Here is a 22,048-nt window from a genome sequence, read left to right as displayed (position 1 = left end):
AGCGGGGGCGGGTCAGGTCACTTGCCGTCGGAGACGCCCAGGGCCTGGAAGTCCACCTCGCCGAAGGCGTCGTTGACGAAGACGTTGGTCAGGCGCGGGTTGCGGTAGTTGAGCGCCTTGTCGGCCACGATCGGCAGCCACACCGCGGAGTCCACGACCTTGTGGTTGATCTTCTTGTAGAAGTCCGCGGCCTTCGCCGGGTCCTTCTCGGCCGCGGCCTGGTCGAACCAGCCGTTGACCTCGGGGTCGTTGGTCTCGGGGTAGTTGCTGTTACCGGTCTTGGTGATGAAGCGACCGTCCATCAGCGGCTGCATGTAGCCGGCGCCGGTCGGGTAGTCGGCACCCCAGCCCGCCACGACCAGGCCGTAGCCCTTGGTCTTCACGACGTCCGGCGAACCGGCGACCGAGGCGAGCAGCTTGCCGTCGTACTGGTCGACGTTGACGGTGACGTTGATGGCCTTCAGCGCGGTCTGCAGGGCGACGGCGGAGTTGACCTCCTTCGCCTTGTTGCCACGGACGGCGATGGTGGTGCTGAAGCCCTCGGGCTTGCCGCACTCCTTCAGCTCCGCCTTGGCCTTCTCCAGGTCCGGCTTGCCCTTGGTCAGACCGAACGGGTCGTAGTCGTCCGAGCCGAGGATGTTCGGGGGCAGCATGCTGCCGAACGGCGAGCCGGCCACCGAGCCGCCGCGGGCGGTCTGCAGCGCGGTGGTGTCGGCCGCGTACAGCACCGCCTTGCGGCAGTGGATGTTGTCGAACGGCGCGACCGCCGGAATGATCGAGATGAAGCGGATGAAGCCGTTGTACGGGTCGTCCGTGTTGGCCTTGAGCTTCGGGTCCTGCAGCACCTTGACCTGGGCGGCCTGGGAGAGACCGGTCTGGCCCCAGTCGAGGTCCGCGGTGCCGTCGAGCTGACGGGCGTCCATGTCGTCGGCGTTGGTGGTGATGGTCAGCTTGACCACGTCCGGCAGCGCCTTGCGCAGGGTGTCGGTGGCCGGGTCCCAGTTCTCGTTGCGGACCAGCTCGTAGCCCTTGCCCGGCTCGGCCGACTTGAACTTGTAGGGGCCGGAGGAGACCGGCTTGTCACCGTACTTCGAGCCGGTGTCCAGCTTCTGCGGGATCGGCGAGGCCGAGCCCATCGCGAGCAGGTACGGGAAGGACGAGTCCGGCGCCTTCAGCTTGAAGATGATGGTGGTGTCGTCCGGGGTCTCGACCGACTTCAGGCCCAGCTTGTTCGGGTCCGGGTCGGTGTAGGGGCCCTTGTAGTCCTGGCCCTGGTCGAGCAGGTTCACCAGGTAGTTCGGGCCACCCGCGATGACGTCCGTGGCGAAGGTGCGCTCGATGCCGTACTTGATGTCCTTGGTGGTGATGGTCGAGCCGTCCTCGAACTTCACCCCGGGCTTCAGCTTGAAGGTGTAGGTCTTGCCGTCGGCGGCGATCTCCGGCTGCGCGGCGGCGAGGTCCGGGACCAGCTTCAGGCCCTCCTTGCCCGGCTTCGCGTCGTACGCGAGCAGGGTACGGGCGTAGAAGCGCTCGTAGTTCCACACCGACGCGTAGTAGGCACGGCCCGGGTCGAGCGAGTCGACGTCCGTGGCGGACCACAGGTTGAGGGTGCCGCCCTTCTTGTCGGACGGGTTCACCACCTTGTCGACGGCGGCGTTGAAGCCGGCCGCCGCCGCGGTGCCCTTGGAGGCGCCGTCGCCGGCGCCACCGCTCTTCGAACCGCCGCAGGCGGAAACGGTGAGGGCCAGCGTGGCCACCAGGGCGGCGGCAGCGAGCGTCCTGTTACGCGTCATGGGTACGGATCCTCCTGATGATGTGCGGGCCTGAGCGGTCCGCCGGGGGGTTGTGCTCCCCCAAGTGGATGGGCCGCTGCTGGACAGGCCGCCGATGGGGGTCGGCCGCCTTGCGGGGTGGGGCAGTTGCGGGGTGCGGTGGGGAAGTTGCGGGCTCGGTGGGGCCGTGCGGGCTCAGTTGCCCTTGGGGTCGAGCGCGTCGCGCAGACCGTCACCGAACAGGTTGAAGGCGAGCACCGTGACGAAGATCGCCAGGCCGGGGATCACCATGTAGGTCGGATCCACCTGGTAGATCTTGGTGGCGTCGGAGAGCATCTGGCCCCAGGAGGGCGTCGGGGGCTTCACACCGGCACCGAGGAAGCTGAGCGCAGCCTCACTGAGGATGTTGGTGGGGATGATCAGGGTCGCGTAGACCAGGATCGGCGCCACCAGGTTGGGGAGCAGCTCGCGCAGCAGGATGTGCACGTTGCCGGCGCCCAGGCTGCGGGCCGCGTCGACGAACTCGCGTTCTCGCATCGACAGGGCCTGGCCTCTGACGATCCGCCCGATGTAGGGCCAGCCGAAGAAGCCGATCACCAGGATCAGGATCGCCATCCGGACGCCCGACCCCTCCAGTCCCAGCAGGGAGTTGGGGATGACCGAGACCAGCGCGATGCTGAACAGCAGCTGCGGGAAGGCGAGCAGGACGTCCATCACCCGGCTGATCACCGCGTCGACCCAGCCGCCGAAGAAGCCCGCCGCGATGCCCATCAGCACGCCGATGACCACCGAGACGCCGGCCGCGCAGAAGGCGACCAGCAGCGAGATCCGGGCGCCGTAGACGATCCGGCTGAACACGTCCCGGCCGAAGGTCGGGTCGACCCCGAGCAGGAAGTCGCCGCTGATGCCGCCGTAGGGGCCCTTGGGCAGACCCAGGTCCGGGTTGATCTGGTCCGGGTGCGGCTCGTCGACCGGGTGGCCCAGCAGCGAGGTGAGCACCGGTGCGAAGACCGCCGCCAGGATCAACAGCAGCACCACGACGCCGCCGGTCAGCGCGACCTTGTCCCGCTTGAGCCGGTCCCAGGCGATCCGGCCCGGCGAACGGCCCTCGATCCGCTTGGCCGGTACGGCCGTCGGCGCCGGAGCGTCGGTGGTGCTCTCAGTGGAAGTGCTCATGTCTCAGTTCGTTCCCCTCGCCGACGGTGGCCGGCCCACGGTCCGGCCGTGCGCGGGCGCCGGGCCCGGTAGGGCCCGGGGTCCATGGACGATCCGGTTGTCGCGTACTGGTGCGGGTGTGGTGCTGGTGCGTCGGTGCGGTGCTGCCATCCGCAGGTGCGGCGGTGCGTCAGTATGCGAAAGATGCTGAAAAGCAAGGGAGTTGCAGGTCGGGCCGATCGAACGTCCGAACTGCACTTGCGCAGACTCTCTGGCATTCGGGTCGCGTTACGCCAGACCTGACAACCGAAGGATGCCCAACTGTGATCTGTCCGCATGCACAGGCGATCTTGCCGAATAACGCTCTTCACACGGCTGTTACATGCCTGTCAAGATGCGTGCGGAGGAATTAGCGCTCCGTACCCCAACTGACCCGGGCGAGCAGCCGGTTCACTGCCAGGGCTGGTGCGGCCAGTACCCCTGGGCCGGGTGGGGGCGGGCCTCACGGTCGAAGAACGGGCGGGCCTGGGCCCGCATCCACATCGCGACCGGATCCCATTCGTCCGCCAGCACCACGGTGGAGACCGGCAGGCCCGCCGGGGCGTGCGCCACCGCGCGCTGCACCAGCGCCCTGGCCGCCTCGACGGCGGGCGGCGAGAGGTCGTACAGGTCCAGGCCGATCGCCAGGTAGGGCTCACCGAGGGCGGGCCGCACCCAGGCCTGCCGGAGCGCCCGGACCGGCCGCACCTCGGCCGCCTCGCGCTGCAGCTGGGCGTAGAACTGCGGAGCCTGGACCACCGGTTCGGACAGCTGGAGCGGGCCGGCCGGGAGCCGGTCCAGGCCCGCCGCGATCCGCCGCAGGTCGGCCCAGGGCACGCCGACACCGCCACCGGGCACATGCGGGTTGAGCCACAGGCCCCAGCGGGTCCGGTACAGCGCGTTGGCGATCTCCGGGCCCGAGATCGACTCGTGGCTCCGGGCCCAGCCGCTCGCGGCCAGCTGCTCGGGCGAGGTGACGGCGGGGGCGTAGCCGTGCCCGCCGATCTCCATGTTCCCGTACTGGGCGTCGGGGCTGCCCGGCCTGCCGTGCCACAGCAGCATCAGCACCCGGCCCTCGGCCAGCGCGTACAGCAGCCGCTCGTACGCATCGAAACGGTCGGGCGCGACCTCGCCGAGGGCGCGCTCGATCGCGCCGCCTGCCGCCGCTGCCGCGCTCATGCCTCGCTCCGCCCGTTCCGCCCGCCCGTCCCGGGCTCCCCCCGAAGCCTATTGGCCCGGCCCGACAGCCGTCATACCGCCGCCCCGTACCGGTGGGTCAGCCCTCGGGTCAGCCCGGGACCGTCCCGGACCTGACGTAGAAGGGACGTACCCGGGTGAGCATCCACTCCACCACCGGATCCGTCACCAGATCGAGCAGCACCAGGTGGACGCCCCACGGCGGCGGCGTGGTTCCGAGTGCCCGGCCGAGCGCCTCGTTCACCTGGGCCGGGTCGGCCGGCCAGCCGGCGTCCAGCTGCACCCCGATGAACAGCACCGGAGCGTCCCGCTCCACCCCGGCCAGCGCCCGACGGGCCGTCAGCACCCCCGGCAGCTCGGCCAGTTCGGTGATCGCCGCGCCGAGGAAGGAGTACGGCTCCTCGGCCGGCTCCGGCTCTCGCAGCGCCACCCTGGCACCGTCCGGCTGCTGCTCCCAGCGCTCCCCCTGCGGGCCCCGGCGCAGCTCGCCGACCCCCTCCGGCGGCACCGGGATGCCCACCGGCGCCTCGGGGTTGACCGCGATCCCGACCCCGAGCGGCAGGCCCCGGGCGAACTCCCAGGCCGGGGCGATCGCGAAGGCCAGGCCGGGGGCGTGCTGGAGGAAGGTCTCCTGCGAGGAGAACACCGGCACGTAGGGAGAGCCGGCCAGTTCGATCGTGGGCAGGTCGAGCCCCGCACCCGCCGGGTCCGCCCCGGCCGGCAGCGGGACCCAGATCGGGCTCCGCGCCAGCACCTCGATCACCCGCGGCGTCGCCCCGGGATCGCCGAGCGCGGCGGTCAGCACCTGCTCCAGCTCGTTCACCGGCCAGCTGCCGCCGGGCGGCGCCGTGCCCGGCTCGGCCCACGCCTGCGCCCCTGTGTCGCCCGCCGGATAGCCCATCGCCCTCTGGTACCGCCCCTCTAGGTCGCTGCTGCGAAGAGCCTAGCGGTCGGGCCCCTCTCCCCCTGGGGGTACGACTCGTGCCATGATGACCCCGCCCACAACTTCACACTGGCCGCTCGAACCCGCGCGGGAGAGTCCGGACTGCCTTCAACGGCACAGGCCGGCGCCGAAGGAGCAAGTCCTCCCCGGAATCTCTCAGGCACCCCTACCGCCCGGGCGAGGCAGATCTGGAAAGTGGACACGGCCGCGCCGTGCGCCCACCCACGGTGCAAGCCGCCATCCTTGGATGTGCGGTGAAGCTCTCAGGTTGTGACGACAGACGGGGAGACTCCACCCCTGCATGCCCGTTTGCTGCCAAGGAGTCCAGTCACCATGTCCCCTCGCCTCACCGCGCTCGACGCCCTGCACCGTTCGCTCGGCGCGACCATGACCGACTTCGCGGGCTGGGACATGCCGCTGCGCTACGGCAGCGAGCGCGAGGAGCACCTCGCGGTCCGCACCAAGGCCGGCCTCTTCGACCTCTCCCACATGGGCGAGATCACCGTGACGGGCCCTCAGGCCGGCGAGCTGCTGGACCACGCGCTGGTCGGCTTCATCTCCGCGCTCGGTGTGCTGCGCGCCCGCTACACCATGATCTGCCGTGAGGACGGCGGCATCCTGGACGACCTGATCGTCTACCGGACCGCCGAGACCGAGTACATGGTGGTCGCCAACGCCTCCAACGCCCAGGTCGTGCTGGACGCGCTGACCGAGCGCGCGGCCGGCTTCGACGCCGAGGTCCGGGACGACCGGGACGCGTACGCGCTGATCGCCGTCCAGGGCCCGGAGGCCAACGGCATCCTGGCCTCGGTCACCGACGCCGACCTGCCCGGCCTCAAGTACTACGCCCTGCTGCCCGCCACCGTCGCGGGCAAGGAGGTCTGGCTGGCCCGGACCGGCTACACCGGCGAGGACGGCTTCGAGGTCTTCTGCGCCCCGGCCGACGCCGAGCACCTGTGGACCGCGCTCACCGAGGCCGGCGCGCCGGTCGGCCTGGTCCCGGCCGGCCTGTCCTGCCGTGACACCCTCCGCCTCGAAGCGGGCATGCCGCTCTACGGGCACGAGCTCTCCACCGACCTGACCCCGTTCGACGCCGGCCTCGGCCGGGTGGTCCGCTTCGACAAGACCACCAACGAGGGCGAGTTCGTCGGCCGCAAGGCGCTGGAGGCCGCCGCCGCCCAGGCCGAGGCCAACCCGCCGCGCAAGCTGGTCGGCCTGGTCTCCGAGGGCAAGCGCGTCCCGCGCGCCGAGTACGCCGTGGTCAGCACCGACGGCACCCCGATCGGACGGATCACCTCCGGTGCGCCGTCCCCCACCCTGGGCAAGCCGATCGCCATCGCGTACGTGGACGCGGCGCACGCCGCCCCGGGTACCGCCGTGGCCGTCGACGTGCGCGGCAAGCACGAGCCGGTCGAGGTCGTCGCGCTGCCGTTCTACAAGCGCGCCCGCTGAGTCACACCCCCCTTCCCGCCCGGTCCGCTCAGCGGACGGCTTCGCCCTACCCTCTTGCGATCCTGGAGAATGACGCCATGAGCAACCCCACGCACCTGCAGTACACCGAGGAGCACGAGTGGCTGACGGCCGCCGAGGACGGTGTCTCGACGGTCGGCATCACCGCCCACGCCGCCGACGCCCTCGGTGACATCGTCTACGTGCAGCTCCCCGAGGTCGGTGAGACCGTGACCGCCGGTGAGACCTGTGGTGAGCTCGAGTCCACCAAGTCGGTCAGCGACCTGTACTCCCCCGCCACCGGCGAGATCACCGAGATCAACCAGGCCGTCATCGACGACCCGGCCTCGGTCAACAGCGACCCGTTCGGCGACGCCTGGCTGTTCAAGGTCCGCGTCGAGGCGACGGACAAGCTGCTCACCGCCGACGAGTACGACGCCTTCATCAAGGCCTGAACCACTGGTTGACGGGGGGTCGGCCGCAGCGCGGCGGCCAACCCCCTCCCTTGGTCCACTGCCAGCACCGCCCCACGGGAAGACCCTGACATGACGGTTCTTAACCAGTCCCTGCACGCGCTCGACCCCGAGATCGCCGCCGCGGTCGACGCCGAGCTGCACCGCCAGCAGACCACCCTCGAGATGATCGCCTCCGAGAACTTCGCGCCCGTCGCGGTGATGGAGGCCCAGGGTTCGGTCCTCACCAACAAGTACGCCGAGGGCTACCCCGGCCGCCGCTACTACGGTGGCTGCGAGCACGTCGACGTGGCCGAGCAGATCGCCATCGACCGGGTCAAGGAGCTGTTCGGCGCCGAGTACGCCAACGTGCAGCCGCACTCCGGTGCCTCCGCCAACCAGGCCGCGCTGTTCGCGATCGCCCAGCCCGGCGACACCATCCTGGGCCTGGACCTGGCGCACGGCGGCCACCTGACCCACGGCATGCGGCTGAACTTCTCCGGCAAGCAGTTCAACGTGGTCGCGTACCACGTCGACTCGGCCGGCCTGGTCGACATGGCCGAGGTCGAGCGGCTCGCCAAGGAGCACCGCCCCAAGGTGATCATCGCGGGCTGGTCCGCCTACCCGCGCCAGCTCGACTTCGCCGAGTTCCGCCGGATCGCGGACGAGGTCGAGGCCTACCTCTGGGTCGACATGGCCCACTTCGCCGGCCTGGTCGCCGCCGGTCTGCACCCGAACCCGGTCGAGTACGCGGACGTGGTCACCTCCACCACGCACAAGACGCTCGGCGGCCCGCGCGGCGGCATCATCCTGGCGAAGCAGGAGTTCGCCAAGAAGCTGAACTCCTCGGTCTTCCCCGGCTTCCAGGGCGGCCCGCTGGAGCACGTGATCGCGGCCAAGGCCGTCTCGTTCAAGGTCGCGGCCTCCGAGGACTTCAAGGAGCGCCAGCAGCGCACCCTGGAGGGCGCCGCCATCCTGGCCGAGCGCCTGCTCAAGGACGACACCGCGGCGGCCGGCGTCTCGGTCCTCTCCGGCGGCACCGACGTCCACCTGGTCCTGGTCGACCTGCGCAACAGCCAGCTCGACGGCCAGCAGGCCGAGGACCGGCTGCACGAGGTCGGCATCACGGTGAACCGCAACGCCGTCCCGAACGACCCGCGCCCGCCGATGACCACCTCCGGCCTGCGGATCGGCACCCCGGCCCTCGCCACCCGCGGCTTCCAGGCCGAGGACTTCCGCGAGGTCGCCGACGTCATCGCCGAGGCCCTGCTGCCCACCTTCGACGAGGCCAAGGCCGAGTCGCTGAAGGCCCGGGTCAGCGCGCTGGCCGCGAAGTACCCGCTCTACCCCGAGCTCTAGACAGCTCTTCGCCGGGAGATGTGACCAGGTACACCCGTCGTATCTCCCGGCTTCCCGGGGCACCGCGCACACTGGACAGTGAGGCGGTGCCCCGTCCCATGCTCAGCGCGCGTCCGTCCACAAGACGGGCCGCCACCCTCCACGAGACCAGACAAGGACGTCCTCCGTGGCCATCAGCGTCTTCGACCTCTTCTCCATCGGTATCGGCCCCTCCAGCTCGCACACCGTCGGACCGATGCGCGCGGCCAGGATGTTCGCCCGCCGCCTGAAGTCCGAGAGTCTGCTGGCCCAGACGACCGGCATCCGGGCCGAGCTGTTCGGCTCGCTCGGCGCCACCGGCCACGGCCACGGCACCCCGAAGGCCGTCCTGCTCGGCCTGGAGGGCAACTCCCCCCGCACGGTCGACGTCGACCAGGCGGACCTGGACGTGGACCGGATCAAGGCCGAGAAGCGGATCCACCTGCTCGGCGTCCAGGACATCGCCTTCGACCCCGACACCCAGCTGATCTTGCACCGCCGCCGCTCGCTGCCATACCACGCCAACGGCATGACCCTGTGGGCCTTCGACGCCGACGGCGCCACCCTGCTGGAGAAGACCTACTACTCCGTCGGCGGCGGCTTCGTGGTCGACGAGGACGCGATCGGCGCCGACCGGGTGGTCCCGGACGACACCGCGCTGCGCTACCCCTTCCGCACCGGCGAGGAGCTGCTCCGGCTCACCCGGGAGACCGGCCTGTCCATCTCCGGCCTGATGCTGGAGAACGAGAAGGCCTGGCGCAGCGAGGCCGAGATCCGCACCGGGCTGCTGCAGATCTGGAAGGTCATGCAGGAGTGCGTCGCGGCCGGCATGAGCCGCGAGGGCATCCTGCCGGGCGGCCTGAAGGTCCGCCGCCGGGCCGCCTCCGGCGCCCGTGCGCTGCGCGCCGAGGGGATCGGCCCGGCCAACGCGATGGAGTGGGTCACCCTCTACGCGATGGCCGTGAACGAGGAGAACGCCTCCGGCCAGCGGGTCGTCACCGCCCCGACCAACGGCGCGGCCGGCATCATCCCGGCCGTCCTGCACTACTTCACCAACTTCATCCCCGGCGCCGACGAGGACGGCATCGTCCGCTTCCTGCTGGCCGCCGGTGCGATCGGCATGCTGTTCAAGGAGAACGCCTCCATCTCCGGCGCCGAGGTCGGCTGCCAGGGCGAGGTCGGCTCCGCCTGCTCGATGGCCGCCGGCGGTCTCGCCGAGGTCCTCGGCGGCTCCCCCGAGCAGGTCGAGAACGCCGCCGAGATCGGCATCGAGCACAACCTCGGCCTCACCTGCGACCCGGTCGGCGGCCTGGTCCAGATCCCCTGCATCGAGCGCAACGGGATGGCGTCGGTCAAGGCGATCACCGCCGCCCGGATGGCGCTGCGCGGCGACGGCCGCCACCACGTCTCCCTCGACAAGGCCATCAAGACCATGAAGGAGACCGGCGCCGACATGAAGGTCAAGTACAAGGAGACCTCGCGCGGCGGCCTCGCGGTCAACGTCATCGAGTGCTGAGCAGCGCCTCCAGCGCCGACGCGATCGCGGCCCGGACGGACTGATCGGTGATCAGTCCGTCCGGGCCGATCGCGTCTGGGGGCACCGGGACGGCGCGGCAGGCGGCCTCGACCACGGTGGCGCCGGTGTAGCCGAGGACGGTGGCGAGGGTGGCGGCGGCGCCGGTGCCCCGGCCGGGGGCGGCGGCGGTGATCCAGGCGGTGGGCTTGCCGGTGGTCTCGGTGCCGCCGACGGTCCAGTCGAGCAGGTTCTTGAACGAGCCGGGCAGGGTGCCGGCGTACTCGGGAGTGCAGATCAGCAGGGCGTCGGCCCGGTCGATCGCGGCCCGCAGCTCGGCGACCGGGGCGGGCAGCGGGTCGGTGTCGTGGTCCGGGTTGAAGTGCGGCAGGGCGGCCAGACCCTCGTACCGGGTGGCCGTGACGCCCTCGGAGGCGAGCGCGGCGGCGGTCCGCAGCACCGCCTCGTTGGAGGACCCGGCCCGCAGGCTTCCGGACAGCAGCAGGACCCGGCGCGTCGTCGACATGCGGTCAACCTACGCTGGCCGCATGATCCCTGACACCCGGCCCGTCGACTTCACGCCGATCGCGCCGCGCCCGCTGGACGTGCGCTGGATCCACGGCTCGGTCTCGGCCAAGCACAACACCGACCCGGACATCCAGGTCCACCACTACGACCCGCACACCGTGGTCCTGCGGCAGAACATGTCGGTCCACTACGAGGCGCCGTTCCTGTTCCTGCTGTTCGGCAACGAGCGGGCGGTGCTGGTCGACACCGGGGCGACCGCGTCCGCCGAGTACTTCCCGCTCCGCCGGGTGGTCGACCGGCTGGTCGAGCAGTGGCTGGAGCAGAACCCGCGCAGCGACTACGAGTTGGTGGTCCTGCACAGCCACGGGCACGGCGACCACGTCGCGGGTGACGCCCAGTTCGCCGACCGGCCCCGCACCACCGTGGTGCCCGCCGCGCTGGAGTCGGTCACCGGCTTCCTGGGCCTGAGCGGGGGCCGGGCCGAACTCGACCTGGGCGGGCGGGCGCTGGACTGCATCGCCAGCCCCGGTCACCACGCCGCCGCCGTCACCTACTACGACCGGTACACCGGTGTGCTGCTCACCGGCGACACGGTCTACCCGGGGCGGCTCTACATCGCCGACTGGGACGCGTACGTGGCGACCGTCGACCGGCTGCTCGCGTTCGCCGCCGACCACCCGGTCAGCCATCTGCTCGGCTGCCACATCGAGATGACCGACCAGGCCGGGACGGACTACCCGATCGGTACGATCCACCAACCCGCCGAGCCGCCGCTGGAGATGACGGTGCGCCAGCTCCGGGACGTCCGGGACGCGCTGGAGCAGGTGGCGGGCGAGCCCGGGCCGCACCCGTTCCCCGACTTCGTGGTCTACCGCCTGCCGGACTGACCCGTCACACCCCGGTGCTGCCGTCCGCGAGTTCGCGCAGCAGGTCGAGGTGGCCGTTGTGGCGGGCGGTCTCCTCGATCAGGTGCAGCAGGATCCAGCGCAGGTTGACCGGCCGCCCGTCCTTGACCGCCCGGACGGCCACCGCGTCCAGGTCGGCGCCGGCGACCAGCTCGCGGTAGCGGTCGGTCACGGCCCGGTAGTCGGCCAGCAGCTCGGCCGGCGGGATGTCGACCGCGATCCGCATCTCGCGGTCCGGGTCCTCGTCGGTCCACGGCCCCTCGTCCTGCCCGCCGAGGAACACCACCTCGAACCAGTAGTACTCGACCCAGCGCAGATGGCTGATCAGCCCGGACAGGGTCATCAGCGGCGAGCCGGGCAGCGGGGCCTTGCGGGCGTCCTCTGCGGCAAGGTCCTCGCACTTGGCGATCGCGGTGGCACGGACGTAGTCGAGGAAGGTGGCGAGCAAGGCGCGCTCGTCGAGGCTGGGTGGCAGATCAGTGCGGGTCATGGCCTGGATGATGGCCGGTCCGGGACGCTCTGTCGACCGATAAAACTCCCCGGCCGACCGCCCGGACCAGGGGTCACTTGTCGCCGGCGTGCAGGGGCGCCTTGCCTGCGGCACGGACGGCGTCGCAGTTCTTGTAGTACGCCGCCGGGCCGCCGCCGTCGGCGGTCGTCTCCGGGGCCGGGGGCGGCAGCGGCTTGCCCGCCTTCGGCTCGGCCGGGTCGGCCGGCACCAGGGCCAGCCAGATCAGCGTCCAGACGCCGGTGGCCACCAGCGCGGCCGTCCTCTTCGGCCTGGCCAGGGACGGGCGGCCGCAGGGGGGTTGGGGTAGGGGTATGCCATCGAGCCATCACATCAGCCGGCTACCGCACCGGAACAGACCGTCATGATCACGAATGGGGCACATGATCACCACAACTGGACATTCAAGGGCCCGAAGTCGGATTCATGCGATTAGCGAGGGTGAAGTGGCTTACAAACCTTTCATTCGATTTTGCCCACATCCTGAGACCGTGCGATAGTCGAGACATCGAGAGCTACGGCCACCCCCGACCCGGTTCGGCCGTCACCCACTGCGCGGCACGCACCCCCATGGCCTGCGCGGTGACTTGCAGGGGCCCCCACACCGCATCACGGTGGACGGGGGCCCCGCACTGTTTTCCGGGCCTGCCAAGCATGGGCGCGGGGCTCAACCCAGGGCGCGCTCACGGACCTTGAGCTCGAACCAGACGCCTTTGCCGCGCGGCAGCAGGTCCGCGCCCCAGCGCTCCGAGATGGTGTTGATCAGCAGCATGCCGTGGCCGGTCTCGTTGCCCGGCTCGGCCACGATCAGACAGGGCAGCGCCCGGGAGGAGTCCCGGACCTCGACCCGGAGCCAGCCGGGCCTGCGGGTGAGGCGGAGGCCGACGGTGCGGCCGCCGGTGTGCCGGACGGCGTTGGCCATGAGTTCGCCGGTGAGGAGTTCGCCCGCTTCGAGTAACTGGTGCATCCGCCAGCCCTGGAGTACTGCGAGCACCACCCGCCTTGCCATGCCGACGAGTTCGGGCCGGGACGGCAGGAACACCTCCTGCTCGGCGGCCACCTGCTCGCAGAGCCGGCCGAAGCACTCGCGCTCGACCTCCTGCGGGCTGAGTCGTTCCAGAGTCTCCAGGGCGAGCACCCCACCTTCCGACAGGTCGTCAGCGGCCGGACCGGCCCATGGAAGTGATGCCCACTCTGCCTCGCCCCATCCCGCCATGGGCCAATCATTGCGGAACGCAAGCGGCCGCGTACGGACAATGAGCAAACGATCACTATTCAGTTGGCATATGCCATCAGCATCCCGAACACCGGCCGAACAAGGGCTCGCACAACAGCTCGGCCCGGGTGCCAGAAGGGCACCCGGGCCGAACAGTTGAGCAGGAGTCAGCTCGCTCCGGGGTCTACCAGGAAGCCCACGGCAGCGTCCAGCCGCTGAGGCCGTTGTCCGGCGACACGGTCTTGCCCTTGGAGTTCTGGATCTTCACCACGTCGCCGACGATCGAGTCGGCGAAGTACTTGCCCGCGACCGAGGCGTCGTCGCCGCCCTTGGTGTCCTGCATCGAGACGCAGCCGTGGCTGGCGTTGTACTTGCCGAAGGCGTTGCCCCAGTAGTTGCCGTGCACGTAGGTGCCGGAGGCGGTCAGCCGCATCGCGTGCGGGACGTCCGAGATGTCGTACTCGGAGCCCTGGATGTTGGAGACGGTGGCCGAGTTCATCCGGGTCACCTTCTCCTTGCTGGAGATGACCATGGTGCCGTTCCAGGAGGCGTTCTGGTCGTCGCCGGCGGTGATCGGGATGGTCTTGGAGCTGCCGTCCCGGGTGACCGTCATCTGGTGGGTGGCGGCGTCCGCGACGCTGATCTGGGAGCGCCCGATGGTGAACGGCTCGTCCCGGTCCACGTCGCCGTAGACGCCCGGTGACACCTCGACGTTCTTCAGGCGGTACTTGATGGTGACCTTGGTGCCGGCCGGCCAGTACTTCTCCGGACGGAAGTCCAGCCGCTGGTTGCCGAACCAGTGGCCCTTCACCACGGTGCCGTTGCTGGCCTCGAAGGTGATGCCGCCGAGCACCGCCTCCTTGTTCTTCACCGCCTTGCCGAACGAGACCGAGACGATCATGCCGACGCCGTAGGTGCCGTTGTCGGTGATGTTGTCGTTCACGGCGGCCGTCTTGGCCGGGGTGAGGGTGGTGAAACTGCTGGTCACGGCGGAGACCAGGCCGTCGGCGTCGGTCGCCTGGGCGCTGACCTTGTAGACCATGCCGACGGTGAGCGGGGCGCTGGGCTTCCAGCTCAGGCTGTCGGCGGCCAGCGCACCGGCCACCGCCTTGCCGTTCTTGTCCGTCACCTCGACGGTGGTCAGCTTGCCGCCGGCCACCGCGACGTTGAGGGCACCGTTGGGGCTGACGTCCTCGGCGCCGTCCTTGGGCGTCACGGTGAGCACGGCGGCCGAGTTCTTCGGCGCGGCCGGGCTGGCGGGCGCGGAGGCCGCGTTGTCGCCGCCACCGCCAGAGCCGGAGCCCGAGCCCTTGTCGTCCGAGCCGGAGCAGGCGGCGGTCAGCAACAGCACGCCGCCCATCACCGCGGCTACTCCGGCCAGCCGGGTGCGCTTGGCACGGCGCGCGGCCGCGCCCTGGGTCCTGACTATCGCGGCATCGGCCGCCTGTACCGGCTTCACTCGGTCTGCTCCCCTCCGGGTATCCACGCTCAGTACACGCTCCGGCGCCCGGTTAGGTTTCACTCCGGGCGGGGGTCGTGCCGAGTTGTTATCTCCGCCGGCCCGCTCCGGGGGTTCCGGGACGGCGCGGCAGGTCAGGATAACCGGCCCGGATCGGTGATCCTTCCGAGGGAGGCGTGTGCAGGCTCAGTGCACGCCGAGCGCGCTGCCGCGCAGCCACTGCGCCCAGGACAGGTTCCAGCCGTTCAGGCCGTTCTCCGGCGGCACCGGGTCGCCGGTCCGGCCGCGGACCTCGATCACGTCGCCGACGGTGGACCGGTCGAAGAACCAGCCCGCCGGGGAGGAGTCCGAGCCGCCCTTGTCGTCGGCCAGGCCGAGGCAGCCGTGGCTGGTGTTGGCGCTGCCGAAGACCGAGCGGGCGGCCCAGTAGTTGCCGTGCACGAAGGTGCCGGAGCTGGTCAGCCGCATCGCGTGCGGGACGTCCTTGATGTCGTACTCGTCACCCAGGCCGACGGTCTGCGAGTTCATCCGGGTGACCGGGAACTTCTCCGAGATCACCATGGCGCCCAGGTAGGTGGAGAACTCGGGGCTGCCGCCGGAGATCTTGAGGGTGCGCAGCACCTGGCCGTCCTGCCGCACCGTCATGGTGTGGGCGTCCAGGTCGGCGGTGCTGACCATCGAGCGGCCGACAGTGAAGTGCATGTCCTTCGACTGGGTGCCGTAGTCGCCCGGGGCGCCCTGGACGTCCTTGAGCCGCAGCGCCAGGGTCACCTTGGTGCCGGCCGCCCAGTACTTCTCCGGCCGCAGGTCCAGCCGGCGGTTGCCGAACCAGTGCGCGGCCACCGGCACCGGCGGGTCCGCGGTCACCGTGACGGCCTTCTCGACCGCGGCCCGGTCGGTGATCGCCCGGCTGAACCGGAGCGAGACCGGCATCCCGACGCCGACCGTGGAGCCGTCCTCCGGGGTGAAGAAGGCCGCGAAGGTGTGCTCGGGGGTCAGGGTGGCGAAGGCCACGTGCTGGGCCGCCTTGAGCCCGGCCGCGTCCTCGGCCACCGAGTCCAGGGTGTACGGGGTGGACAGGGCGAGCCGGGCGTCGGGCGTCCAGCTGCCGTCCGGGGCGATCCGCCCGGGCACCTCGGCGCCCTTGCTGTCGGCCAGCCGGACCGAGAGCAGCCTGCCCTGCGCCACCGTCACCTTGACCGGGCCCTCGGCCGGGACCTCCTGGGTGCCGTCACCGGGTGTACTGGTGATCACGGCCCGCGAGACCGCCGGGCTGGGCGCGACCGCCGCATCGGCGCTCGGGGCCCCCTGCCGTTCACTGGTGCAGCCCGTGAGCAGGCAGAGCCCGACCACCACCGCGACCGCCACCCGGGAGCGCATCCCGTTCCTCCGCCCGTACGTGCCAACCACCGTGGGGGATAACGACCATGGGCCCGGTCGGACACGTGGGACCGAATTCACGCAGGAGACTCCAGAAGGTCTCAACAGGGGACAGAATCGTTCACGGTCCGTCACAGGACGTTCCACGACGTGACAGTGACGGTCGATCAGGGAACAACCAACTGAGCAGGGCCCGGGACGTCCTGCGCTGGGAGGGTGCGGCCGATGACGGCTTGGCAGCAGGAACGGGCAGAACACGGCGTGATCGATCCGGCCGTCCCCTGGCCCGGCAGCTGGCAACCGCTCGGCGCCCGCTTCCGCACCGACCACAGCGGCGGCCACGGCACCAACTTCGCGCTCTGGGCCCCGGACGCGGAGGCGGTCGAGCTCTGCCTGTTCGCCGAGGACGGCACCGAGAGCCGGCACCCGCTCTCCGAGCGGACCTTCCAGACCTGGCACGGCTACCTGCCCGGGGTCCTCCCCGGAGCCAGGTACGGCTACCGGGTGCACGGCCGCTGGGACCCGTGGACCGGGGCCCGGTGGAATCCGGCCAAACTCCTCCTCGACCCCTACGCCCGTGCGGTGGACGGGAGTTACACCGCCCACGACGCCACCTGCGCCGCCGTCAGGAACTGGCCCGAGCGCGAGGTCGCCGACACCGTCCGGGACAACCGGGACTCCGCCCCGTACGTGCCCAAGGCGGTGGTGGTGCACGACGACGACGACTGGTACGACGACCAGCGCCCGAAGACCCCCTGGGCCGAGACGGTGCTGTACGAGCTGCACGTGCGCGGCTTCACCATGCGCCACCCCGGCATCCCGCCCGAGCTGCGCGGCACCTACGCCGGGCTGGCCCACCCGGCGGCGATCGAGCACCTGGTCGGGCTCGGCGTCACCGCGGTCGAACTGCTGCCGGTGCACCAGTACGCCGACGAGGACCACCTGCAGCAGCGCGGGCTGACCAACCACTGGGGGTACAACACCCTCGCGTTCTTCGCCCCGCACGCCGGCTACTCCGCCTCCGGCAGCCGGGGCCAGCAGGTCGGCGAGTTCAAGCGGATGGTCCGGGCGCTGCACGCGGCCGGGATCGAGGTGATCCTCGACGTGGTCTACAACCACACCGCCGAGAGCGGCGTGATGGGCCCCTCGCTCAGCCTGCGCGGGATCGACAACGCCGGCTACTACCGGCTGGACCGCAGCCGCCGCGGCTACGCCGACTACACCGGCTGCGGCAACACCCTGGACACCCGGCAGCCGCACACCATCAAGCTGGTCACCGACTCGCTCCGGTACTGGGTGGCCGAGATGGGCGTGGACGGCTTCCGGTTCGACCTGGCCGCCGCGCTGGCCCGGGGCTCGGACGGGATCGAGATGCACCACCCCTTCCTGGCCGCCGTCTCGCAGGACCCGGTGCTCAGCCGGGTCAAGCTGATCGCCGAGCCCTGGGACGTCGGCCCGGGCGGCTACCAGGTCGGCGGCTTCCCCCCGCTCTGGGCCGAGTGGAACGACAAGTACCGGGACACCGTCCGGGACTTCTGGCGCGGCGCCCGCCCGGACGTCCGGGAGCTCGGCTACCGGCTCTCCGGCTCCTCCGACCTCTACCAGCGCGGCGGCCGGCGGCCGTACGCCTCGGTCAACTTCGTCACCGCGCACGACGGCTTCACCCTGCGCGACCTGGTCTCCTACGACCGCAAGCACAACGAGGCGAACGGCGAGCAGAACCGGGACGGCACCGACGACAACCGGTCCTGGAACTGCGGCGCCGAGGGCGAGACCGACGACCCCTCGGTCACCGCGCTGCGGCAGCGCCAGGTCCGCAACCTGATGGCCACCCTGCTGCTCTCCACCGGCGTGCCGATGCTCACCGCGGGGGACGAGCTCGGGCGCACCCAGCTCGGCAACAACAACGCCTACTGCCAGGACAACGAGACCAGCTGGCTGGACTGGTCGCTGCTGGAGGACCCCCGCTGGCGCGGCCTGTACGAGCTGACCGCCCGGCTGGTGGCGCTGCGCCGCGCGCACCCGGTGCTGCGCCAGCGGGCCTTCTTCTCCGGCCGGGCCGCGGTGCCCGGCGGCCAGAGCGACCTGGCCTGGTTCTCCGCCCGGGGCGAGGAGATGACCGAGGCCGACTGGTTCGCCCCGACCGCCGTGCTCGGCATGCTGCTCTCCGGCCGGGCGATGTCCGAGCGGGACCAGCACGGCTGTCCGCTGACCGACGACAGCTTCCTGCTGCTGCTCAACGCGGGCCACCTGCCGGTCGGTTTCACCCTGCCGGGCGAGCCCTGGGCGAAGCGGTACGAGACCCTGGTCGACACCGGCCGCGACCAGCCCGCCGCCGGGTCCGGCGCCCCGGTCGTGCTGGCCGCCCGGTCCCTGCAGCTGCTGCGCGCCCTCGACGACTGACCCGGTGGCCGGTTCTCGCCGACCGGGCCGGTCAGGGGCGTAAAACCAGATGAGAAATGTCAGGTCCTCTGCCTACCCTCTCGGCGATGGCCGAGAACGAGCAGCTGAGCGCACCAGACCTTCCGTCAGCGACCCCGCCCGAACCGCCGCCGCGGTCCACGGTGCGGTCGCTGCTGCGGCTGTGGCCGTACGCGCGCACCGCCCGCTGGCGGATCGCCGGGTCGGTGACCGCCGCCCTGCTCGCCTCCGGCAGCGTGCTGCTGGTGCCCCTGGTGCTGCGCGCCATCGTGGACGGGCCGATCGCCCACCACGACCTCGACGCGCTCTGGCCGCTGGCCGGGCTGCTCCTGCTGCTCGGCCTGGCCGAGGCCGGGCTGTTCGGCATCCGCCGGGTGATCGTGGCCCGCCCGCTGGCCAAGGTCGAGAGCGCCATGCGCGGCGACCTCTACGCCAAGCTCCAGCGGCTGCCGGTCTCCTTCCACGACCGCTGGCCGTCCGGGCAGCTGCTCTCCCGGGCCACCTCGGACATGTTCACCATGCGGCTCTTCCTGGCCTTCCCGCTGGTCTTCCTGATCGTCAACTCGCTGGTCTTCCTGACCGGTTCGGTGCTGATGTTCACACTGGACTGGCGGCTCGGCCTGATCACCCTGCTGCCCGCGTTCCCGCTGGTGCTGCTCACCCGGCACTTCGAGTCCCACTACTCGCTGGCCGCCCGGAAGGCCCAGGACCAGACCGGCGACCTGGCCACCGTGATCGAGGAGTCGGTGCTCGGCATCCGCATCCTCAAGGCCTTCGGCCGGCACCGCACGATGGCCGAGCGGTTCAAGCGGCAGGCCGCCGAGCTGCGCTCCACCGAGCTGCACAAGGCCAATATGCTGGCCAACCTCTGGGCGGTGATCGTCGGCCTGCCCGAGGTCGCGCTCGGCATCGCGCTCGCGGTCGGCGCCGTCCGGGTCGCCGACGGCGACCTCTCCACCGGCACCCTGGTCGCCTTCCTCTCCACCGCGCTGGCCCTGCGCTGGCCGGTCGAGTCGCTCGGCTGGCTGCTCGCGTACGCCAACGAGGCGGCCACCGCGACCGACCGCTACTTCGAGGTGATGGACGAGCCGGAGGAGCAGCCCCCCGTCGGCCGCTCCCGCACCGAGGACGAGGGCATCCGCTTCACCGGCGTCCGGTTCCGCTACCACGACGCCCCCGCCGGCACCCCCGACCTGCTGACCGGCATCGACCTGCACATCCGCCGCGGCGAGACGATGGCGCTGGTCGGCGCGACCGGCAGCGGCAAGACCACCCTGACCGCGCTGCTCCCCCGGCTGTACGAGTCCACCGGCGGCACCATCACGCTGGACGGCCGGGACATCCGCTCGATCCCGCTGCCCCGGCTGCGCGAGCTGGTCAGCATCGCCTTCGAGGAGCCGACGCTGTTCTCCGCCTCGGTCCGGGAGAACGTGCTGATGGGCCGTCCGGAGGCGACCGAGCAGGAGCTCGCCACCGCACTGGACACCGCCCAGGCCGGCTTCGTCGACAAGCTGCCCGAGGGTGCGGGGACGGAGGTCGGCGAGCAGGGCCTGAGCCTGTCCGGCGGCCAGCGCCAGCGCCTGGCGCTGGCCCGCGCCGTGGTCGGCCGCCCCGAGTTCCTGGTGCTGGACGACCCGCTCTCCGCGCTCGACGTGCACACCGAGGCGCTGGTCGAGCGGGCGCTGCGCCGGGTGCTGGCCGACACCACCGCCCTGGTGGTCGCGCACCGGCCGAGCACCGTGCTGCTGGCCGACCGGGTCGCCGTGCTGGACCGGGGCCGGATCACCGCCGTCGGCACCCACCAGGAGCTGCTGCACAGCTCCGCCGCCTACCGCGAGCTGATGACCGGTCAGACCACCACCGAACGGAGCCTGGTCCGATGACCGCCACCACCGTGCAGAGCACCCCGGTCGAGGAGGAGCTGCCGCCCCGCCCCGCCGAGGACGAGGACATCCCCGTCCCCGAAGGTGCCGCCCGCCGCCTGCTCGGCGAGCTGCTCGGCCCGCACCGCCGCCGGATCGCGGTGGCGATGCTGGTGATCCTGGTCCAGCAGGCCGCCCTGCAGTCCGGGCCGCTGCTGGTCGCGATCGCGATGGACCGGGGCATCCCGGCGCTGCGCGAGCACGACGCGGGCCCGCTGGTCGCGGTGATCGCCGCGTACCTGGGCTGCGCCGGGATCTCCACCCTGCTGCAGCGCGCCTTCATCCGGCTGAGCGGCCGGATCAACCAGGACATCCTGCTCACCCTGCGCGGCCGGATCTTCCGGCACGCCCAGCGGCTCAGCCTGGACTTCCACGAGCGCTACACCTCGGGCCGGATCATCTCCCGGGCCACCAGCGACGTGGACGCGCTGCGCGAGCTGCTCTCCGAGGGCCTGCAGGAGCTGCTCTCGGTCGTCCTCTCGGTCTTCTACATCTCGGTCCTGCTGATGGTGATGGACTGGCGGCTCGGCCTGGCCGCGCTGCTCTCCTTCCTGCCGATGTACCTGACGGTCCGTTCGTTCCGGCGCCGCTCGCTCAAGGTCTACCGGCGCTCCCGGACGGCGGTCGCCTCGGTGATCATCCGCTTCACCGAGACCATGAACGGCATCCGCCCGGTCCAGGCCTTCCGCCGGGAGGCCGCCAACGAGGCCGCCTTCGGCACGGTGAACCGGCAGTCCGCCGACGCCACCGCCGACGGCCTGCTGGAGATGGCCCGCTACGTCGGCTCCTCCCGGGCGATCGCCAACACCTGGATCACCGGGGTGGTGGTGCTCGGCGCCGTGCTGGTCACCGACGGCAGCCTCGAACTCGGCGTGCTGACCGCCTTCGTGCTCTACCTGCGCCGCCTGTACGACCCGATCGACCAGCTGGCGATGTTCCTGAACAGCTACCAGTCGGCCGCCGCCGCGCTGGAGAAGATCGCCGGCCTGCTGGCCCACGAGCCCTCCGTCGCCGAGCCCGCCGCCCCGGCCTCGCTCCCGGCCGCCGACCGCGCGGGCAGCGGGGGCAAGGGCCGCGAGGTGGTCTTCGACGGCGTCCGGTTCGCCTACCGCACCGGCAAGGAGGTGCTGCCCAGCTTCGACCTGGCCCTCGCCGCCGGGGAGACCACCGCCGTGGTCGGCGCCACCGGCGCGGGCAAGTCCACCCTGGCCAAGCTGCTCGCCCGGTTCTACGACCCGACCGAGGGCTCGGTCCGGCTGGACGGCGTCGACCTGCGCTCGCTCTCCTCCGAGGAGCTCCGGCGCGGCGTGGTGATGGTGACCCAGGAGTCGTTCCTGTTCTCCGGCACGGTGGCCGAGAACATCGCCATCGGCCGCCCCGGCGCCACCCGGGCCGAGGTCGAGCAGGCCGCCCGGGAGATCGGCGCGTACGAGTTCATCGCCGAGCTGCCCGACGGCTTCGACACCGACGTCCGCAAGCGCGGCGGCCGGATCTCGGCCGGACAGCGCCAACTGGTCGCCTTCGCCCGGGCCCTGCTCGCCGACCCGGCGGTGCTCATCCTGGACGAGGCCACCTCCTCGCTGGACGTCCCCGGCGAGCAGGCCGTCCAGCGCGCCATGCGGACCGTGCTGGCCGGCCGGACGGCGGTGATCATCGCCCACCGCCTCTCCACCGTGGAGATCGCCGACCGGGTCCTGGTGATGGACCAGGGCCGGATCGTCGAGGACGGCGCCCCCGCCGGGCTGATCTCCGGCGAGGGCCGCTTCGCCGACCTGCACCAGGCCTGGCGGGACAGCCTGGTCTGACTATCCG

Annotated in this window: 18 protein-coding genes and 1 riboswitch; of the genes, 8 read left to right on the top strand and 10 right to left on the bottom strand. The window is 71.3% G+C overall.

Translation table 11 applies throughout. The features are described from left to right. Positions 1-17 precede the first annotated feature (17 nt). The 4 genes from ABT118_RS12925 to ABT118_RS12910 form a co-directional block, all read right to left on the bottom strand. The gene (locus ABT118_RS12925) at positions 18-1,793 is read right to left on the bottom strand and encodes an ABC transporter substrate-binding protein (protein ID WP_350664496.1); all 1,776 of its coding nucleotides are present in this window, start codon (positions 1,791-1,793) and stop codon (positions 18-20) included. A gap of 174 nt (positions 1,794-1,967) precedes the next feature. Further along, a complete protein-coding gene (locus ABT118_RS12920) occupies positions 1,968-2,948 on the bottom strand; it encodes an ABC transporter permease (RefSeq protein WP_350664487.1) in 981 nt (326 codons plus the stop codon). A gap of 429 nt (positions 2,949-3,377) precedes the next feature. Next, complete coding sequence (locus tag ABT118_RS12915) at positions 3,378-4,145, bottom strand: enhanced serine sensitivity protein SseB C-terminal domain-containing protein (protein ID WP_350664474.1); 768 nt, start codon at positions 4,143-4,145, stop codon at positions 3,378-3,380. 109 nt (positions 4,146-4,254) lie between these two features. Further along, the gene (locus ABT118_RS12910; RefSeq protein ID WP_350664467.1) at positions 4,255-5,064 is read right to left on the bottom strand and encodes an enhanced serine sensitivity protein SseB; all 810 of its coding nucleotides are present in this window, start codon (positions 5,062-5,064) and stop codon (positions 4,255-4,257) included. A gap of 120 nt (positions 5,065-5,184) precedes the next feature. After that, positions 5,185-5,288, top strand: a riboswitch (glycine riboswitch). Between the two features lie 151 nt (positions 5,289-5,439). Here ABT118_RS12910 and gcvT point away from each other — a divergent pair. From gcvT to ABT118_RS12890, 4 genes are all read left to right on the top strand, one after another. Next, positions 5,440-6,558 (top strand): glycine cleavage system aminomethyltransferase GcvT, encoded by a 1,119-nt coding sequence (gene gcvT / locus ABT118_RS12905; RefSeq protein ID WP_350664452.1) that lies wholly within the window; start codon positions 5,440-5,442, stop codon positions 6,556-6,558. Between the two features lie 77 nt (positions 6,559-6,635). Further along, complete coding sequence (gene gcvH / locus ABT118_RS12900) at positions 6,636-7,010, top strand: glycine cleavage system protein GcvH (RefSeq protein ID WP_350664440.1); 375 nt, start codon at positions 6,636-6,638, stop codon at positions 7,008-7,010. Positions 7,011-7,100: 90 nt separating this feature from the next. Next, on the top strand, positions 7,101-8,366 hold the full coding sequence (glyA, locus tag ABT118_RS12895; RefSeq protein ID WP_350664429.1) for a serine hydroxymethyltransferase: 1,266 nt from the start codon (positions 7,101-7,103) through the stop codon (positions 8,364-8,366). Positions 8,367-8,532: 166 nt separating this feature from the next. Then, a complete protein-coding gene (locus tag ABT118_RS12890; RefSeq protein WP_350664408.1) occupies positions 8,533-9,900 on the top strand; it encodes an L-serine ammonia-lyase in 1,368 nt (455 codons plus the stop codon). Here ABT118_RS12890 and ABT118_RS12885 read toward each other — a convergent pair. Continuing rightward, entirely contained in the window at positions 9,887-10,423 is a 537-nt protein-coding gene (locus ABT118_RS12885) for an NADPH-dependent FMN reductase (protein ID WP_350664391.1), read from the bottom strand. The two genes, ABT118_RS12890 and ABT118_RS12885, sit on opposite strands and share 14 nt — an antisense overlap. A gap of 22 nt (positions 10,424-10,445) precedes the next feature. Between ABT118_RS12885 and ABT118_RS12880 the strand changes: the two genes are divergently transcribed. Beyond that, positions 10,446-11,312, top strand: a complete 867-nt coding sequence (locus ABT118_RS12880) for an MBL fold metallo-hydrolase (protein ID WP_350664382.1) — start codon at positions 10,446-10,448, stop codon at positions 11,310-11,312. A 4-nt stretch (positions 11,313-11,316) separates the two neighbouring features. On the opposite strand, the gene ABT118_RS12875 is transcribed toward ABT118_RS12880, so the two are convergent. The 5 genes from ABT118_RS12875 to ABT118_RS12855 form a co-directional block, all read right to left on the bottom strand. Beyond that, positions 11,317-11,820: a DinB family protein gene (locus tag ABT118_RS12875; protein ID WP_350664369.1), complete on the bottom strand. Its 504-nt coding sequence runs from the start codon at positions 11,818-11,820 to the stop codon at positions 11,317-11,319. A 73-nt stretch (positions 11,821-11,893) separates the two neighbouring features. Continuing rightward, complete coding sequence (locus tag ABT118_RS12870; protein ID WP_350664360.1) at positions 11,894-12,088, bottom strand: excalibur calcium-binding domain-containing protein; 195 nt, start codon at positions 12,086-12,088, stop codon at positions 11,894-11,896. 417 nt (positions 12,089-12,505) lie between these two features. Next, the gene (locus tag ABT118_RS12865; RefSeq protein WP_350664350.1) at positions 12,506-12,976 is read right to left on the bottom strand and encodes an ATP-binding protein; all 471 of its coding nucleotides are present in this window, start codon (positions 12,974-12,976) and stop codon (positions 12,506-12,508) included. A gap of 262 nt (positions 12,977-13,238) precedes the next feature. Then, on the bottom strand, positions 13,239-14,513 hold the full coding sequence (locus tag ABT118_RS12860) for a L,D-transpeptidase (protein WP_350664344.1): 1,275 nt from the start codon (positions 14,511-14,513) through the stop codon (positions 13,239-13,241). 186 nt (positions 14,514-14,699) lie between these two features. Continuing rightward, positions 14,700-15,893, bottom strand: coding sequence for a L,D-transpeptidase (locus ABT118_RS12855; protein WP_350664334.1), 1,194 nt, complete (start codon positions 15,891-15,893; stop codon positions 14,700-14,702). A 225-nt stretch (positions 15,894-16,118) separates the two neighbouring features. On the opposite strand from ABT118_RS12855, the gene glgX reads away from it, so the two are divergent. The 3 genes from glgX to ABT118_RS12840 all read left to right on the top strand — a co-directional run bounded on the left by glgX (position 16,119) and on the right by ABT118_RS12840 (position 22,041). Next, positions 16,119-18,296 carry a glycogen debranching protein GlgX gene (glgX, locus tag ABT118_RS12850; protein WP_350664323.1) on the top strand — a complete coding sequence of 726 codons (2,178 nt, stop codon included), beginning with the start codon at positions 16,119-16,121 and terminating at the stop codon, positions 18,294-18,296. Between the two features lie 86 nt (positions 18,297-18,382). Next, the gene (locus ABT118_RS12845) at positions 18,383-20,197 is read left to right on the top strand and encodes an ABC transporter ATP-binding protein (RefSeq protein ID WP_350664305.1); all 1,815 of its coding nucleotides are present in this window, start codon (positions 18,383-18,385) and stop codon (positions 20,195-20,197) included. After that, on the top strand, positions 20,194-22,041 hold the full coding sequence (locus ABT118_RS12840) for an ABC transporter ATP-binding protein (protein ID WP_350664297.1): 1,848 nt from the start codon (positions 20,194-20,196) through the stop codon (positions 22,039-22,041). The genes ABT118_RS12845 and ABT118_RS12840 overlap by 4 nt, the downstream gene beginning before the upstream one ends. The last annotated feature ends 7 nt before the right edge of the window (positions 22,042-22,048 follow it).

This window comes from Kitasatospora sp. NPDC002040 (assembly GCF_040296785.1).
Classification (GTDB): Bacteria; Actinomycetota; Actinomycetes; order Streptomycetales; family Streptomycetaceae; genus Kitasatospora.
Note: the sequence above shows the minus strand (reverse complement) of the source record. Positions and strands in the feature narration are given on the sequence as shown.

What these genes read in the sequence shown, in the direction of transcription:
- glyA (WP_350664429.1), top strand. Translation starts at nt 7,101, where the DNA reads ATGACGGTTCTTAACCAGTCCCTGCACGCGCTCGACCCCGAGATCGCC.
- ABT118_RS12910 (WP_350664467.1), bottom strand. Translation starts at nt 5,064, where the DNA reads ATGGGCTATCCGGCGGGCGACACAGGGGCGCAGGCGTGGGCCGAGCCG.
- ABT118_RS12925 (WP_350664496.1), bottom strand. Translation starts at nt 1,793, where the DNA reads ATGACGCGTAACAGGACGCTCGCTGCCGCCGCCCTGGTGGCCACGCTG.
- ABT118_RS12885 (WP_350664391.1), bottom strand. Translation starts at nt 10,423, where the DNA reads ATGTCGACGACGCGCCGGGTCCTGCTGCTGTCCGGAAGCCTGCGGGCC.
- ABT118_RS12840 (WP_350664297.1), top strand. Translation starts at nt 20,194, where the DNA reads ATGACCGCCACCACCGTGCAGAGCACCCCGGTCGAGGAGGAGCTGCCG.
- gcvT (WP_350664452.1), top strand. Translation starts at nt 5,440, where the DNA reads ATGTCCCCTCGCCTCACCGCGCTCGACGCCCTGCACCGTTCGCTCGGC.
- ABT118_RS12880 (WP_350664382.1), top strand. Translation starts at nt 10,446, where the DNA reads ATGATCCCTGACACCCGGCCCGTCGACTTCACGCCGATCGCGCCGCGC.
- ABT118_RS12920 (WP_350664487.1), bottom strand. Translation starts at nt 2,948, where the DNA reads ATGAGCACTTCCACTGAGAGCACCACCGACGCTCCGGCGCCGACGGCC.
- ABT118_RS12915 (WP_350664474.1), bottom strand. Translation starts at nt 4,145, where the DNA reads ATGAGCGCGGCAGCGGCGGCAGGCGGCGCGATCGAGCGCGCCCTCGGC.
- glgX (WP_350664323.1), top strand. Translation starts at nt 16,119, where the DNA reads ATGACGGCTTGGCAGCAGGAACGGGCAGAACACGGCGTGATCGATCCG.
- ABT118_RS12845 (WP_350664305.1), top strand. Translation starts at nt 18,383, where the DNA reads ATGGCCGAGAACGAGCAGCTGAGCGCACCAGACCTTCCGTCAGCGACC.
- ABT118_RS12855 (WP_350664334.1), bottom strand. Translation starts at nt 15,893, where the DNA reads ATGCGCTCCCGGGTGGCGGTCGCGGTGGTGGTCGGGCTCTGCCTGCTC.
- ABT118_RS12875 (WP_350664369.1), bottom strand. Translation starts at nt 11,820, where the DNA reads ATGACCCGCACTGATCTGCCACCCAGCCTCGACGAGCGCGCCTTGCTC.
- gcvH (WP_350664440.1), top strand. Translation starts at nt 6,636, where the DNA reads ATGAGCAACCCCACGCACCTGCAGTACACCGAGGAGCACGAGTGGCTG.